Source organism: Mesorhizobium sp. WSM3868, from assembly GCF_002294785.1.
Lineage (GTDB): Bacteria > Pseudomonadota > Alphaproteobacteria > Rhizobiales > Rhizobiaceae > Mesorhizobium.
Genome location: NZ_NSGB01000008.1, coordinates 110,031 through 125,661 on the forward strand (window position 1 = coordinate 110,031; position 15,631 = coordinate 125,661).

Annotated in this window: 16 protein-coding genes and 1 pseudogene; 14 read left to right on the forward strand and 3 right to left on the reverse strand. The window is 63.0% G+C overall.

Annotation, left to right across the window (positions count from 1 at the left end; genetic code table 11):
- Positions 1-257 precede the first annotated feature (257 nt).
- From CK221_RS30280 to CK221_RS15245, 3 genes are all read left to right on the forward strand, one after another.
- Positions 258-2,642, forward strand: coding sequence for a hypothetical protein (locus CK221_RS30280; RefSeq protein WP_179295138.1), 2,385 nt, complete (start codon positions 258-260; stop codon positions 2,640-2,642).
- 261 nt (positions 2,643-2,903) lie between these two features.
- The gene (locus tag CK221_RS15240) at positions 2,904-3,512 is read left to right on the forward strand and encodes a T6SS immunity protein Tdi1 domain-containing protein (RefSeq protein WP_066999434.1); all 609 of its coding nucleotides are present in this window, start codon (positions 2,904-2,906) and stop codon (positions 3,510-3,512) included.
- Positions 3,513-3,777: 265 nt separating this feature from the next.
- Positions 3,778-4,038: a hypothetical protein gene (locus CK221_RS15245; protein WP_095778289.1), complete on the forward strand. Its 261-nt coding sequence runs from the start codon at positions 3,778-3,780 to the stop codon at positions 4,036-4,038.
- A gap of 136 nt (positions 4,039-4,174) precedes the next feature.
- Here the strand turns inward: CK221_RS15245 and CK221_RS15250 are convergent, their stop codons facing one another.
- The 3 genes and pseudogenes from CK221_RS15250 to CK221_RS15260 form a co-directional block, all read right to left on the reverse strand.
- On the reverse strand, positions 4,175-4,492 hold the full coding sequence (locus CK221_RS15250; RefSeq protein WP_066999331.1) for a YMGG-like glycine zipper-containing protein: 318 nt from the start codon (positions 4,490-4,492) through the stop codon (positions 4,175-4,177).
- Between the two features lie 203 nt (positions 4,493-4,695).
- Entirely contained in the window at positions 4,696-5,097 is a 402-nt protein-coding gene (locus tag CK221_RS15255; protein WP_095778290.1) for a type II toxin-antitoxin system HicB family antitoxin, read from the reverse strand.
- 15 nt (positions 5,098-5,112) lie between these two features.
- Positions 5,113-5,290: pseudogene (locus CK221_RS15260) on the reverse strand (type II toxin-antitoxin system HicA family toxin).
- 150 nt (positions 5,291-5,440) lie between these two features.
- Here CK221_RS15260 and CK221_RS15265 point away from each other — a divergent pair.
- The 11 genes from CK221_RS15265 (at position 5,441) to CK221_RS15320 (ending at position 15,511) form a co-directional block, all read left to right on the forward strand.
- Positions 5,441-6,013, forward strand: a complete 573-nt coding sequence (locus tag CK221_RS15265) for a hypothetical protein (RefSeq protein ID WP_095778291.1) — start codon at positions 5,441-5,443, stop codon at positions 6,011-6,013.
- Positions 6,014-6,244: 231 nt separating this feature from the next.
- Complete coding sequence (locus tag CK221_RS15270) at positions 6,245-7,150, forward strand: hypothetical protein (RefSeq protein WP_095778292.1); 906 nt, start codon at positions 6,245-6,247, stop codon at positions 7,148-7,150.
- A 32-nt stretch (positions 7,151-7,182) separates the two neighbouring features.
- Positions 7,183-8,172: a Coat protein gene (locus tag CK221_RS15275; RefSeq protein WP_095778293.1), complete on the forward strand. Its 990-nt coding sequence runs from the start codon at positions 7,183-7,185 to the stop codon at positions 8,170-8,172.
- Positions 8,173-8,376: 204 nt separating this feature from the next.
- Positions 8,377-9,066 (forward strand): outer membrane protein, encoded by a 690-nt coding sequence (locus CK221_RS15280; RefSeq protein ID WP_066999317.1) that lies wholly within the window; start codon positions 8,377-8,379, stop codon positions 9,064-9,066.
- 212 nt (positions 9,067-9,278) lie between these two features.
- A complete protein-coding gene (locus tag CK221_RS15285; RefSeq protein ID WP_095778295.1) occupies positions 9,279-9,878 on the forward strand; it encodes a hypothetical protein in 600 nt (199 codons plus the stop codon).
- Positions 9,879-12,326 (forward strand): hypothetical protein, encoded by a 2,448-nt coding sequence (locus CK221_RS15290; RefSeq protein WP_095778296.1) that lies wholly within the window; start codon positions 9,879-9,881, stop codon positions 12,324-12,326. It begins immediately after the preceding gene.
- 237 nt (positions 12,327-12,563) lie between these two features.
- Complete coding sequence (locus CK221_RS15300; RefSeq protein ID WP_095778297.1) at positions 12,564-13,205, forward strand: hypothetical protein; 642 nt, start codon at positions 12,564-12,566, stop codon at positions 13,203-13,205.
- 3 nt (positions 13,206-13,208) lie between these two features.
- Positions 13,209-13,733 (forward strand): hypothetical protein, encoded by a 525-nt coding sequence (locus tag CK221_RS15305; RefSeq protein ID WP_095778298.1) that lies wholly within the window; start codon positions 13,209-13,211, stop codon positions 13,731-13,733.
- Complete coding sequence (locus CK221_RS15310; RefSeq protein ID WP_179295139.1) at positions 13,734-14,000, forward strand: hypothetical protein; 267 nt, start codon at positions 13,734-13,736, stop codon at positions 13,998-14,000. It abuts the gene before it with no gap.
- A gap of 759 nt (positions 14,001-14,759) precedes the next feature.
- Positions 14,760-15,086, forward strand: coding sequence for a hypothetical protein (locus CK221_RS29805; RefSeq protein WP_143749048.1), 327 nt, complete (start codon positions 14,760-14,762; stop codon positions 15,084-15,086).
- Positions 15,087-15,154: 68 nt separating this feature from the next.
- Positions 15,155-15,511, forward strand: a complete 357-nt coding sequence (locus CK221_RS15320) for a hypothetical protein (protein WP_245430650.1) — start codon at positions 15,155-15,157, stop codon at positions 15,509-15,511.
- The last annotated feature ends 120 nt before the right edge of the window (positions 15,512-15,631 follow it).

Genomic DNA, 15,631 nt, shown 5'->3' on the forward strand with positions numbered 1-15,631 from the left:
CATGCAGCCAATCTCCCTCCTTGAGGCCCCTTGAGGGGGGAGATGTCCGGCAGGACCGAGGGGGGTGCCTCGCGCCTGCCTGCCGTGATCTGCCACGCCGCGGTCGCGTCAACGCCAGCCCGGTCGCACGAACCACGTCGCGATCCCTCCGCCATCCGGCTCCACCCGAAACTCACCACCCGCACCGCCAACCGGCCGCCATCCCCGGCGGTCCGTCACTGCACGCGTCTCAAAACTGCCTGGGCAGGAAACAGCCAATGGTCCACGTCATTCCTCTCTCCGTCGCCCTGCGCCGGCTCGATACCGGCAGCGCCGTGCAGTACCCCGACTCCTCGCCGGTAGGCGAGGCGGTCCAGCAGCTTGGCGACCGCTGGCAGGCTGCCGCCGAGCGCTACGAGCAGCGCAAGGCGCAGCAGCAGGCCTTCGACACCGAGATCGCCGCCCGCCGGCTGAACGGCGAGATCGCCAAGGCCGAAGCCGATGCCGTGGTCAATGCGCCCGCCGACGGCGCCGGCCTGCACGAAGCCATGTACGGCCAGGTTAATGCGGACACCGGCCAGGTGGTGAAGACCGGCCTGTTCGACACGCTGTTCGGCAATTTTCTGAAGCAGGCGCCGAGCGAACTGCGTGCCGGCCTCGCAGGCCGCAAGGAAGCGTTACGCGAGGCAGGCTCGATACGCTTGGCACTCCAACAGATTCAGCGCCGCAAGCAATATGAGCAGGACCAGGTGTCGGAGGTTCACACCGCCGAGCTCAGCAATATCGCGCGGAGCGATCCGAACGACACCGCCGCCTTCGAAGTCTCCCGCCAAGTCGGTCTCGATCTCATCGCCAAGATGGACCTCGACCCGCAGATCAGGCTGCAGGCCGAAGCCGACTGGCGGGCCAGCACCGCGAAGGCGCGGATGCAGGCCCTGATCGCGCAAGACCCGCGCCGCGCCGCCGAGATGCTCAGCGCGGGGAAGGTGGCGAGTGACGGGATGGGCGAGACGGTGCGTTTGCAGCTTGCTGGCGGTGCTCGGAACGAAACAACGGAAGCAAACAGCCAAAAAACGCCGGATGAAATGGTCGCACAGGCGTTCGGCGAACGGCCGTCGCGGAATGACCCAGCAACCATTCCTCTCGACGCCGTCACCTACCTGAAGCCGGGCGACATCGGCGCGCTGAAGGCTCAGGCGAACAACGCCACCGCGGCTCAGATGGTCAGTGCGAATGCGAGGGTCATGTTTGCCGAGCAGAACGCCCCGGCGGTCATCGCCATCACCGGCAGATACCCCGAGGAAGAGCCGACCGAGCAGGACTTCGTCAAGGTCTACGGCGCCGACCTGGGGCCACAACATTTCGAACAATTTCGGATCAAAACCGGTGTCGCCAAAGCCTACTCCGACATGCATGCGGCGCCGAACCAGGCGATCCATGCAGAGCTTCGCGATTCCGAACCTGGACCGAGCGGTTCGCCGGAACAGCGCAAACGCTACGAGATAAAGGCCGGCGCCGCCCAGCTGATCATGGCCGCCCGCGAAGCCGATCCTGTCGCTTACGTCAGCCAATTGTTTCGCGGCGACGCTCCGGACTGGAGCAAGGTCAAGACGCCTGAGGAATTTCAGGCGGCCGTCAACTGGGCCAGGGCTGCCCAGCAGCATCTGGGTTTCAGCACAGTATTGGCCGTTCCGCAGGAATTCTCGGACAGCCTTGGCGCCAGATATGTCGATGACAGCGTGCCGCTGCAGCAGCGCAACATCGAACTGAGCGACATTCTGAAGGCGGTGCGCGACCCCGAGGCGCGCGTCGCATTGGCCGGACAGGTTTTCCAATCCGCTCTGGCTCGCCTCCGCCAGAACGCGGCGGATGATCCGAAGATCACGCCGGCGGAACTGGAAGCCCAGGCAAAGAACCTCCAGTCCGATCTGATCAACATGGCTGCGCATCCGGCACGCGCGCGGTTCGACGCCGGCCCATGGTGGCAAAAGCCGTTCGCCGCCACGAACGACGTCGTCAGGCTGATGGCCAACGGCGCAACTTTCGAACAGGCCGACAAGTTCGCTGCCGGGATGAACTGGCTTTTCTCCGACAAGAGCTACGACGAGCTGCTGGCGGCCAAGCAAGCCGAAACCGAAGACGCCGAGGACCGTGCCGGATCGGCTGCCATAGGCGCAAACCTGCTCGGCGCTTTCGTCACCGGCCATGGTCTTCAGAGCGTCGGCCTTACCTTCACCGGAAGATTCGGAGCTGAGGCTCTCAAGGGCGTGCCGGGCCTGTTCGCGCGAAGCGCGACCGCAGCCGCCGACGGCGCCATGCTCAGTGGCATCGACGCCGCGCTCAACGGGCGGGACATCGTGCGGGAAATGGGCTCCGGCGCGATTTTGGGTGCCGGTGGAAATGCGCTCGCCGAGGGGATTAGTGCGGCAGCCGGGTCGTGGCAAGGCTCACTGGTGGCCAAACCGAGGTCCCGTCCAATGCAGCGCTGGAGGCTCCGGCTCCTTCAGCTTCCGAGAGCATCACAGCGCCTCCAGAGGTCGAGGCCGGAGGTACTATCGCCGGCGTCGATGAATCTACTGCCGGCCACGATCTCCATCTCTACTACATGCCTGAATGGGATGCCACGCAACGGGCTGCGGCGGATCTCAAAGTTAAGATATTGACCGAAGCCGACACTGTGGTTAGCCGTGCTGTGCGGCTGTTTGGATCGGCGCGTAGGAGGTTTATAGCCGCTGGCAACCAGGTTCTTGCCGGCAGCCATGTGGACCACCGAGTCGATTTGCAGCTTGGAGGTTCAGATACAATCGACAATATGGCTCTGCTTGACGCCAGCGTTAACACAAGTCTCGGGTCTCAAATCAATAACTTGATTAAGAATCTGCCAAAGGGAACTAAAATCAACAAGGTAACTATTGGAGATCGTGATGTTCGAGATATTCCAAAAAAACTTCGAGGTAGATAGCAGGGTCCCGGCGGATTCTGGTAATTCTTCGCTGGACACAAAGGTGGCCGGGCTGAATGAGTTGCTCGCGACCTTCGGCGGCGCGACGTTCCGTCATGGCTTGTATCGAATAATGCGGGCGCAGGACGTCGCGCGATGGAACGCAAGAGTATTGTTGGGCTTCCCCGAATTCTCCGGTCGGATAACTTGCTTTGGCTATGACTGGCAAGGCTCGGCCTTTGCGGTCGACACCGGAAGGCTTGAGCAGGGCGAGCCAGGCGTTTTGATGTTCGAACCGCATACGGCGGAAGCTTTGCAGATACCGTCCAATATCAAGACTTTCCACGACGTCGAGCTCGTGGAGGAGGACGGTGCCGCCTTGGTCCCCGACGGATACGCAGCATGGCGTGAGAGCGGTGGGGCCGAACCGAATTACCAACAATGCGTAGGTTACAAGAAACCGCTGTTTCTGGGAGGTGAGGACACGATCGACAATTTCGAGTTGTCGGACTTGGATGTCTATTGGCACATCATGGGCCAAATCATCGCCAAGGTGAAGGGACTGCCGCCCGGAACACCAGTGCGCGTGTAGGCTTGACCCCGGGGGGTGGCATGCACGAGGCACCAAGCGCAACCCACAAGCAGACCGTGATAGATACACATAATCATGTTCACCCACAAACCGTGAGGTTGCGTACAACTAAAAATGCAGGTACGGTGACTGAATGCAAGCGAGAGTTGCTAAAGGGCGTAAAATCTGAATAGGCAGAAGAAAGGTATTCGCTGGCCTCTTAGAAACTTTCGAAGCTATCCGCACTTAGACAAAGGGGGATTATATGGGTGCAGGGTCTGCCGCGATGCTGCTCGGGGCGCTCGTTCCGACGTTTTTGCTGAGCCGATTATTGCTATGGGTTACAAAGAGTTGGAACGGTGGCGTGCTGCGCCTGTTGCTGGTGCATATCATTTGCGGCGCGCTCGCCCTTGTCGCCTCTGCTTACGGCTACTCGCATAACGGGGCGCCGGATTGGTCTCACAGCCCGGTCTATAGTATTGCTCAGTTGATCTGGCTGATTGTGGATTTTGTTCGCGGCCGCCGGCAGAGCCAGCCTGCGAGCTGATGGCCCTTAGCGTCGCCTTCGCTTCGCCGTTTCAGCGCTCGATAGTGCCAGCATCTCAGACCTTGGCGCAGCCCCTCATCCGCCCCTTCGGGGCACCTTCTCCCCGTGAAACGGGGAGAAGGGAAGACCGAAACGATCAATAATCGCCGTTATAGTACCGGTCGTCGCAAGGCGCGGTGTAGATGCGGCCGTAGCGGTCCTGGTAGCGGCAGAGCTGCTCGCCGCGGCGCTGCGGCGTCGTGGCCGAGCCGACGACGGCGCCGAGCAGCGCGCCGCTCGCCGCACCGATGACGGTGCTCTTGGTGTTGCCGCCGATCGCCTGGCCGACCAGCGCGCCGCCGGCGCCGCCGATCAACGCGCCGGTGGTGGCCCGCTGCTGACCCTCGGTCTGCGTCTCGCATCCGGCAAGCGCCGCGGTCATGAGCACCGCCAGAATAGCCTTCTTGATGATCATCTCTAGAACTCCTCTGAAGCCCCGGGACTGACGACAGGGGCGAACGAAGCTGAACTGCGGTCGCATTGCGGCGGAACGGCGGCGGCACCCGCTCACGAAGTGAGTCAGGGTTTCCCGGCTGTTGAAGTTCATGGTTTCCAAACCGGAAATGTTAATGGCAAACAGTAAGATAGCGACGCTCTCTGAATCAGATTGCGAGGCTGCTACGCGGCTTCGTTCCGCATCGCCTGCTTGGCCGCGACGGTCAAAAACCCGGAGCGGCTGTAGCCGTGGCGCTCGGCATAGCGGTCGATTTCGCTGAGCACATCCTCGGGAATTGTAACATTGACACGCACCACCCTAGCCTCCTCGGTCTTGAGCGTGACTAGGATGGCAACACCCGTGCGATTGTTCTTATCGATCATCACGTCCTCGAGGGATGACGGCTCGGGAATGGCCTGGCCATCCTCGACAAGGCCATCGACATGGAAGGCAAGCGCCTCCTCGGCCAGCATGCGGGCCTCGTCGAGGCTTGTTCCAGCCGTGATCACGCCGGGGAAATCAGGGAACGAGACGCCGAAATCGCTGTCGGCGTCCTTGTGGATCAGGCCGATATAGTGTCGCATATTTCTACCTCAGCTTCAGCCAGACTGTTTCTCGATGGATTTCAATGTGCCGATCGGAATGTCGCGCTTGGGGTGCGGCACCGTCACGCGGCCCGGTTTGGTGCGGTGCTTGAGCTGGGCGTGACTGCCCCTTGCGAGCCACCTCGAACCAGCCGTCAGCCTGTAATCTAGCGATAACGTCGGCACTCTTCATGTTGTGTATTGATACACACAATTCAAGAGTGCGTCCAGAGTCTGCGCAGGATGCCCAATCGGCGTTCGCCCTTCGTGTTCGGAAAGCCAAGCAATTGGCTTTCCGTCCGCTGCGCGGACCACGCCTCACCCCCAGGAATGGAGACATGAGATGACCCGAGGACTACCCCGGACCCTTGCGCGCGCCGCCGCCCGCGAGGCCGGCCTTGCCCCGCCGAAGGTCGGCCTGAAGGCCGCGACCAGCGGGCAGGGCGGAGCTTACCGCACCGTCTTCAGCTTCGCCGGCATGCAGGTGCCGGTCGCCGATGCGCTGGCCTATGCGAGCCAGAAGATCTTCGACTTCGCCGACGGCAAGGTGCGCATAAAGGGCGGCACGGCGAGGCTGCAGTTTGCGGTGCTCACTGCCCGCGCCTCGACCATCAACGACAATGCGGCTTTGACCTGGTCGCTGGGCTCAGCGGCCGCGTCCAGCGCCACGCTTTCCGGCACCATGGTCAATGTGCTGGCATCCACCGCCCGCACGCTGGACGGCGTGGGCACCGCGGTCTCCACGGCCTCCACCGCCGACATCGCCGCCGCCGCGACGCTCGACGGCACAACGACGCCGGTCGACCTATATCTCAACCTGGCGTTTGCCACGGGCACCGATATCGACGCCGATGGCACCCTCGCGGTGACGGGGACGATCACGCTGCTGTGGGAGAACTGGGGGGATAACGCGTAGGCGCACGAACTGCTGATCTCCCCCCTCGTGGGGGAGATGCCCGGTAGGGCAGAGAGGGGCGCTGTCCCGCCGACCTTGCCGTTGACCGTATCTGAATTCATGCAAACAAACGCGACGTTGCGTTCCTTCGCGCCCCCCTCTGGCCTGCCGGCCATCTCCCCCACCTGTGGGAAGATTGGCAGCTTCAGCGCCGGCGCTCCTTCTGGAACTCTGAACAAAGGAATTTAACTCATGACAGATCTGGCAGAGGCCGGGTCCGTGGCTTCGCGGCCGGCGGGCAACCTGGCGACGCCTCCGGCTTCCGGGGACAACGGGTCCGCCCCGACGGCCGGCAAAAGTTGGTTTGACGGTCTTTCCGAAGGCAACCGCAAGCTCGCTGAAGCCAAGGGCTGGACCAAGGCTGAAAGCCTCGATCGGGTTTTCACATCCTATGCGGAGCTGGACCGCCAGCAGGGCGAAAGCCTGCGCGTTCCCGGCAAGGACGCACCGAAGGAGGAATGGGACAGGTTCCATTCGAGACTCCCGGAGGCGATGCGTCCACTGACCTCGGCCGAGAAGGTCGAATACCGGCGGCCCGACAACCTGCCGGAAAACTTCGCCTATTCGGACGAACTCGCCAATGCCTCGAAGGCCTGGGCGGTCGAAGCGGGTGCAAGCCCCAGAACCGCGCAGGCCTATCACGACCGCTTCGTCGGCTACATGGCCGAGCAGGCCGCTGCCCAGCAGGCGGCACTTTCCCGCTCGGTCGAAGCCACCCACGACGAGCTGGTGCGCGACTGGGGGCCGACCGACAGCGACGGCTTTCGCCAGAAGCTGGAGGTCGCGAACCGGGCGATGAAGAAGCTCGGCCTGGTCAACGCCTACAAGCAGAAGGGCATCCTTCTGCCGGACGGCGCGCTGACCGATCCGCAGATCGCCCGGGCCTTCCACGCCATCGGCGAGGCGATGTTCCGCGAAGACACGATCGACGCCGACGGAGCGCCCAGGGGCCAGAACCCCTTCCGGCGCAACGCCGCCGGCGAGCGCAACATTTCGGCCATCTCCGCCCTTGTCAAAAGCGACCCTCAACGCGCCCGGCGGCTGGCCCGCGAGGCCGGTGAGAATCCCGACCTCTGGATGCCCAGCAACCCTCTCTGAAACCGCCTCATCAAACCTGAAGGAAAGAAAGAATGGCAGACGCCTATACCCGCATCGCGGACGCGATCGTTCCGTCCGTCTATGCCCAATACTCGTTCGAGGAGCACGTCCAGTCGCTCGAAATCTACCAGGCCGGGATCCTGTTCTCCGACCCGGCCATTTCCTCGAAACTCTCGATGGGCGGCCGCTCCGTCGACATGCCCGGCTGGAAGGATCTCGGCAACGATCCGTCGGAGCCGGTCAATGACGATCCGGCCGACTCGATCGAGATGAAGAAGATCGGCTCGCGCCGCGAGGTCGCCGCCCGCAACGTGCGAGCCCAGGCCTGGGGCGTTCCGGACCTGACCGCGATCCTTGCCGGCGACGACCCGCAGAAGCTGATCGTGCGCCGCCAGACCGAATACTGGCAGCGCGCCAACAAGCTGACCCTGCTCGGCATCCTGAAGGGCGTGCTCGCCGACAACGTCGCCAATGACGGCGGCGACTTGGTGCGCACCACCGGCGCCTCGATCGTCGACACCGACATCATCGAGGCGGCGTACCTCATGGGCGACCGCGCCGATAAGTTCCGCACCATCTGGATGCATTCCAAGCAGATGAAGGCCCTCAAGCTCGCCGACCTCATCGACTATGTGCCGTCCTCGGAGCAGGGCGGGCCGCTGATCCCCTATTACATGGGCCTGCGCTGCGTGGTCGACGACGACATCCCGGTCGCGGCCGGCGTCTACACGGCGTTCATGTTCAAGGACAAGGCGATCCTGTGGAACGAGCTGCCGGTGAACTCTGAAGGCGGTCCGCTAGAGTTCGACCGCAAGCCGCGCCAGGGCCATGGCGGCGGCGTCACTGAAATGGTGGGTCGCCGGCATTTCGTGGCGCATGTCCCGGGCACGCGCTTTCTCGACGCCTCGACCGCCGGCGAGTTCGCCACCGACGCCGAGCTGGCGCTGGCCGCGAACTGGGACCGCACCGCCTCCAGCGTGAAGAACATGAGCTTCATCGCGCTGAAGACGACGGAGGCGTAACGACCTTTCGACCGCTTGGCGGGGAGGCAATGCTCCGCCAAGCTGGCCGCTTGGTCAGCGCTCACAGCAACGATCGTTCTCGAACGATTACCGATGTGCCGACAGCAACCTCTGACTGCAAAAATTCGGTTGTGTTGCGCAAAAACACATCAACGCTCGGTGGCCGCTGATAGGTTGGGAGTCGGGTTTCACTTTGGGGTTTCGATGCGCTCACTTTCCTTCTTGTTTGCCGGTTTGCTGGCTTTGTTGACCGGGTCCGCAATGGCCGCCGATGCGGTGGCGGGCGCTCCGGCGGAAAGCATCAACTGGTCGGGTGCCTATCTCGGCGGCGTCGCCGGCTACGGCTGGAAGTCCGACAGCTATCATTACTCTGGTAGCTCGGTCGACTTCGATTCCAACGGCTTTGTTGGCGGGTTGACTGCCGGCTACAACTGGCAGCAGGGTCAGTTTGTTTTCGGTGCGGAAGCCGATATCAGCTACGCCGATATGAACGGCAGCGTACTAGAGATTCCCTTCGTGCCCCCGTGCGGCGTCCCAGGCCAAGGGTGCACGGCCAAGGTCGACTGGTTCGGCACCGGCCGCGCTCGCGTAGGCTATGCCTTCGAGAATTTTCTTCCCTACGCCACCGGTGGCCTTGCAGTCGGTCACGTGAAGGGATCGGCCGATCTCGGCGCATGCGGTGCTAGTCCGACTTGCGATTTCAGCGACACACGTTGGGGCTGGACCGCTGGCGCCGGCGTAGAATGGGCGATGAATCAGCAGGTTTCGTTCAAGGCCGAATATTTGCATGTCGACCTTGGCCGGCCGTCCTTCTCGACCAGCAATCCGCCGGATCCGTCGACTGACCGCATCGACTTCGACACCGTCCGCATCGGTATCAACTATCATTTCTAGGGTCCTGACTGGCTTCGGCCGAGCTGCCGCAAACATAGGGGAATTCGCTGGCTGCCTGAGGCGTCAGCGTTCCTGGCTCCGCCCGGGCAGGACGCCGTAAAGCGCCGACACGCTGACATTCCGCACGCAATCCAAGCCGCCAGTGGCGGCTTTTTTCATGCCCGGAGTTCCCCATGACTTTTGCTCGACCAAGCCGGACGAGGCGCTGACCCATGGCCATCACCCCGCTCGACATCGCCAACATGGCTTTGGCAGTCCTTGACGAGGCGCCGATCGACAGCCTTGACCAGGACGTCAAGGCGGCCCGCCTGCTCAACCTGCATTTCGACCTCACCCGCGAGGGCGAGCTGGCGAAACATGCCTGGGTGTTCGCCATCCTTTCGGCCTTGGTGCCGGGCTCGGATTCAGGAAGCGGCGACTGCACGCTGAACTATGCCTACGAGTTGCCGGCCGACTGCATCCGCCCGCTACCGCTGACCGACACCGGCGAGCCGGTCGGCGTGCCGATTTCCTGGCGCCAGGAGGCGGGGCTGGTCTATTCCGATCAGCCGGGACCGCTGACGATCCGCTACATCGCCAACCTCACCGATCCGAACGACTGGGACGCGCTGTTCACCGAAGTGCTGGTGGCGGCTTTGGCCATCAAGGTCGCGCATCCGCTGACCCATAAGGCGGGCATGATCGACATTGCCCGCGCCGCCTATGATCGCGCCCTCGACGCCGCCTTTTCGGCCAACGCCATCCAGCGCGGCGGCCGGCTCTACACCGGCGGCTGGGCAACCCAGCGCGGCGATTTGAGGAGCTTTCGTTAAATGACAGCGCTCTATCCGGTCCAAGACGTCTTCACCCGCGGCGAGATCTCGCCCAGGCTCCATTCCCGCGCTTCGCTTGACCTTTACCGGGCGGCGCTCGCCAAATGCGAGAATTTCGTCACCTTGCCGCATGGCGGCATCCGCGCCCGCGGCGGCACCTATTTCGTCGCCGAGGTGAAGAACTCGGCCAAGAAGACGCGCGGCATTCCATTCATCTTTTCCTCCGACCAGGCCTACTGCCTGGAATTCGGCGACCTCTATATCCGCGTCTATGCCTATGGCGCGCGGGTCGGCACGGTCGAGATCGCCTCGCCCTATCTGGAGGCAGACCTCTTCGAGCTCGCCTATGTGCAGTCGGCCGACCAGATGTGGATCACCCATCGCGACTATCCGCCCAAGGTGTTGACCCGCACCGCGCACACCGTGTGGACGCTCGAGGACTTCGAGTTCCTCGACGGTCCCTATGACGACATCAACGATACCGCCACGACGCTGACGCTTTCCGACACCGGCCACCTGACGCCCAAGATGACCTCGAACACGACGCCAGCCGGCACCGTCTCCGCTACCGCGGCAAGCGCCGACGACTTCAAGATGTTCGACCGTGACAAGACCCAGCATCTCATCTTGTCTGGCGGCGGCGACGGCTTCATCCGCTACCGCACCGCCGGCGGCGCTCAGCGGGTCGTTGACGCCTACTGGCTGACCGCCTCGAGCAAGGCGACCCAGGCTTACGACTTCTTCACCGCTTGGGAGGTCCAGGGATCGAATGACGGCGTTTCCTGGACCACGCTCGATACCCGTACCGGCGAGCTCGGCTGGGGTAATGGCGAGACGCGCTTCTACGATTTCCCCAACAAGTCCGCCTTCGAATACCATCAGCTGGTGTTCAGCGGCGGCGGCGGCGACGATGCGACCAATTCGATCGCCGCGGAGCTTGCCTTTCATGTCGCGGCTTCCGACCAGACGCCGTTCGATCTCACCGCATCCGGCACGGCCGGCATCAACGGCGGCGCCGGGTTCCAGGCCACCGATGTCGGCCGCGCCATCCGGCTGCTCGGCTCCGACGGCGTATGGCGCTGGGCCAAGATCACCAGCCGCACCAGCACCACCGTGGTGAAGATCGTAATCTACGGCCATGCCCTGCCGAACACCAACCCGATCACCCGCTGGCGGCTCGGGACCTTCGTGCCGGGCAAATATGTCGAGTCCGGCTCGCTCTATGAGGAGCGCCTGGCCTTCAGCCGGCGCTTTTCCGTCTATGCATCGGCCACCGGCGACTTCGACAATTTCGCGCTCGGCGAGAAGGACGACGACGCGCTGGAATTCGTCCAGGCCGGCGGCGGCCAGGCCAACGACATATTGTGGATCGCCGATTCCGACGGCGCGCTGCTGATCGGCACCTCCGGCGGCATCCGCGCCCTGTCGGGCTCTGGCATCGACGAGGCGCTGACGCCGTCCTCCTTCAAGAACCGTCGCTCGCGCACTTTCGGCTGCGCCCGCATCCGACCGGTCGATGCCGGGCAATCTTTCCTCTATGTCACGCGTTCGCGCCGGGCGATCGCCGAGCTGACCCAGGTGCAGACCAGCCGATATCAGTCCGAAGACATCGGCCAGATATCCGAGCACATTCCGAAGCAGGGCGTGGTCGAGCTCGCCTACCAGACCGACCCCGACCCGATCCTGTGGTTCCCCCTCGATAATGGTGAGCTGGGGGGCTACACGCACCAGCCGAGCCAGGAAGTCCGCGGCATGCACCGCCATCGTCTCGGCGGGACCTTCTCGGGCTCCGATTGGGCGATGGTCGAAAGCGCGGTGGTGACGCCGGGTCAAAACGGCGTCGACGACATCTGGCTGTTCGTCAAGCGCACCATCGGCGGCCTGACGAAACGCTACATCGAGGTGATGCAGGCGCCCTTCGAATACGGAGAGCTCGCGGACGCTTTCCAGGTCGACTGCGGGCTGACCTACTCAGGGGGCCCGGTCAACGTCGTCTCCGGCCTCGGCCATCTCAACGGCCAGAAAGTCGACGTGCTGGGCGACGGCATCGTCGCCTCCGGTCAGGTGACGCTGCCCTCCGGCGCCACCGCCGCGAAATGGCAAGTCGGGCTGCCTTTCCAGTCGCAGGCCGATACGCTGGAGCTCGATGTCGGCGGCCAGGACGGCTCGCTCCTCGGTCGCCGCAAGAAGGTGGCGCAGGCGATCCTGTCGCTGCTCGAGACCGACACGACGGGACTTGAGGTGCAGTCCTTCATCCGCGGCCGCTGGGAGGCCGTGCGCATGCCCTCGGTCGTCGCGCCCGACGGCAAGGCGAAGCTCTACACCGGCAATGTCGAAGTGCCGATCGACGACAGCTGGGAAGGGCAGGGCAAGGTGAGGATCCGCCACGTCAACCCGACGCCCTGCACGATCCGGGCGTTCACACCGGTGTTCGACGCGGAGCCGTAAGCGATGTTGCTGCCGCAATAGCCCAACGCCGAGTTCCCGCGCACCCCCTTTGGCCTGCCGGCCATCTCCCCCGCAAGGGGGGAGATCAGCTGGCGTCTTTGCTTTCGCCAATTGCCGACCTTGCAAGTGACAGTACATCGCCCGAACTGCCAATCTCCCCCCTTGCGGGGGAGATGTCCGGCAGGACAGAGGGGGGTGCTGTCCCGCCGGCCTCTCCGTCCACCAAGGAACCCACACATGACACCCCATGCCGAAGCTCTCGGCAGGGCGCGGACGGCTGCGGATTTCGCCGCCGTCATCGCTCTGCTCGACACCGACCTCAGCGAAGCCGTCGCCAGCCGCCAAGGCCTGAAGCAGGCGGAAGACCGCGCCATTTTCGGCGACGGCGATCTTGCCGCCGCGCGCGCCGCGCTCGACGATTGCAACGACACGATCGCGATACTGGAAAGAGCAATCGCCGCCGCCGGCGACCGCCGCGCCACTGCGGCTCAAACCGAAGCCCGCGCCGACATCGAGGCGCTCAGCGAGGAGATCGAAGGCAAGGCGGCGCTGCTCGGCGCGCGCTGGCGCGCCGCCCGCCGGCTGGTCGAGGAACTGCGCGAGGAGCTGTTCGAGGCCGACGCGCTGTCGCGGGCGATTGCCACCGCCAACGGCCTGTTCTACGCCGCCGGCCTGCCGAGCCGGAGGGTGAGCCTGGCCGCCGCCCGCCGCGCCGCCATGGCCGGTCCGCGCGCGGCCGCGCCAGCGCGCCTCAGCCGCGCCGGCCTGGCGGCCGACCGGCTGCTTCTTTCGCTGATCAGCTCCGGCGGCGCGCTCGACGCGCGTCCGGGGCTCCGCGCGCCCGTCGCCGGCTCAACCAAGAAACCCAAGCGAGGCTGAACCATGTGCACATTAGCGCTACTCGGCACGGCCATTTCGGTCGGCGGCGCCCTGATGCAGGGCGTCCAGCAGCAGCAAATGGCCAACTACCAGGCCAAGGCCTATGAGCAGCAGGCGCAGGCCGACGCGCAAAGCGCCGCCTTCGAGCGGAGCCAGGAGCGCCACAAGCAGGACCTGCTCGAAGCCCAGGCGCGCGCCCAGGCCGGCGCCTCGGGCGTCGGCATTGCCGGTTCGCCGACCGAAGTGCTGGCGGCCAACGCTCGGCAGGGGCAGGTCGACCTCGATGCGATGTTGTACGGCTCGCGGCTGCGCCAGAACAATCTCAACACCCAGGCCGCCATCTCGCGCTTCCAAGGCAAGCAGGCGATGACCGCCTCGATCTTCAACGCTGGCAGCAGCCTCATCGGCGGCCTCTCCAAAATCTACGACCCGACCAAGAATCCGAGTTCCGGCAGCCTGCAGTCGGGCAACGCCGTGATCGTCGGCGCCTCCCCCTTTTCCAGAGCAAGTTGGGCAGGGAACACCTGAATGGTACACATCATTCCTCTTTCCGTCGCCCAGCGCCGGCTCGATACCGGCAATGGGGTGCAATATCCCCAGGGCTCGCCGATCGGCGGCGCCATGCAAGGGTTGGGCGATCACCTCTCCGCCGTCGCCGAGCGCTACCAGCAGATGAAGGAACAGCAGGAGGCGTTCGATGCCGAAATGGCGCGCCGCCGGTTCGACGGCGAGAATCGCGCAGGCCGAAGACGAGGCGACGGCGAACGCGCCGGCCGATGGCAGCGGCCTGCATGAGGCCATGTATGGCCAGGCCGATCCGCACAATGGCCGAGTAGTGAAGACTGGCCTGTTCGACAGGCTGTTCGCCGCTGCCTTGCCGAACATGCCAGAGAGCCAGCGCGCCGCGCGGCCCAGAGAGAGAAAGGCATAGCCAACCGAACACGCCGCGAAGCAATAGTCGACCCCATGGGGCTTCTCGATTTGGCTAAGACAAGTCGACCTAGGTCGTTCAGGGTCGAAAGCAGAGCTCACTAACTACATCCCCACAGATCAAGAATGGCTAGGGCGACTATTCGCGGGAGACAGTGAGCGAGGAAGCCTATGGCGTCTTCTCGCGCAAAAGCTTGTGGGCTCAGATGGGCTTGGCGAGGACAGCGTTTCGGTAGCTGATATCACCCCGCTGGGGGCGTCGTTTGCGCTCGAAAAGGCGGGCAATGCGGCGCTGGAGGGTAACTACAGCGAAGCATTGCTTGATGCCTTCGGAGCCATTCCTGGCGAGCGGTTGGCCGCCTCTGGCCTGAAGGGACTGGTAAGGCCGCGAAACAAAGGGGTGAGAAGCTCTCGATTTCCCTCGGGCGGCCCGGCGATCTAGCTGAGGCGGGCGAGGCACTTATTCACGGTGTAGATGCCGAAACCCTCCGACGCCAACAAGGGCTTGCTCGCTTTGCATTTTAACCAGTCCCGCGGTCCAAGCGCGCATTGGACAAATGCAATGCTCGGGGCAATGCTTGCCAGAGATCCGGTGCGAGTCAAATATGCGGGAGCTGCAGTAGGATGGGAGGAATCAAAAAACCATCGCAAGACCTTTTTTGGTCGGAATGCTACCTAAATGCAAGTGACTACGTGGTTCACCATAGCGTTGAGCAGCAGGTTATCGAAAAGTATCCAGGGTTATTTACTGAGCAGGAAATATATTCGAATGAGAATCTTCGAGGAATTCGCGGAGAATTTGATACAAATTTGCACCAGAAGGTAATTAAAAGCGAGTGGATGGATTTTTATCGATCTCATCCAACCGCCACTCGTCAGCAGATAATTGATAAAGCCACCGAAATCGACAAAAAGTACGGGCATCTTTTCGACCCACCAATAGGTGAATGATGGAATATTTTTACGTAGATCCCGTTACCGCTGGCGGAATGGATCGCGGAACTGTTATGGACAGAAGCTTGCATCCGCCGATCGTCAGCAAGCTCGTCTACCAGATCGATGGCTGGCCGGGCGATGTTCTGATAGAAAGCTTTCCTTGCTTTCTTGTGACAGAAGAGGCCAAGCGCGCCCTGCTAAAAGCCGGCTTCTCCGGTGCTAGATTCGCAGACGTCGAAATCACAATCTCCGACAATTTTCGCGACGTCTTTTCCAGCGTAAAGCTCCCGCCGCTTGTCTGGCTGCAGGTTGATGGAAAGGCAGGTCGTGACGACTTCGGCATCGCCTCGAATCTCCACCTCGTCATGTCGGAGCGCATCCTGGACGTTCTGGATGAACTGGGGCTTCCTTTGGCCAGCTTCAAACCGTTCGACGAATAGAGCACAGCTGGGCGGAGGATATGATCCGCCTCAAAACTGACTAGCCACTATTTGGGTCTGTCTCCGGTCAGTCGATAGAAAATAGTGCAGTGTCACCGTAATTCCTCCTATAGGTGATTA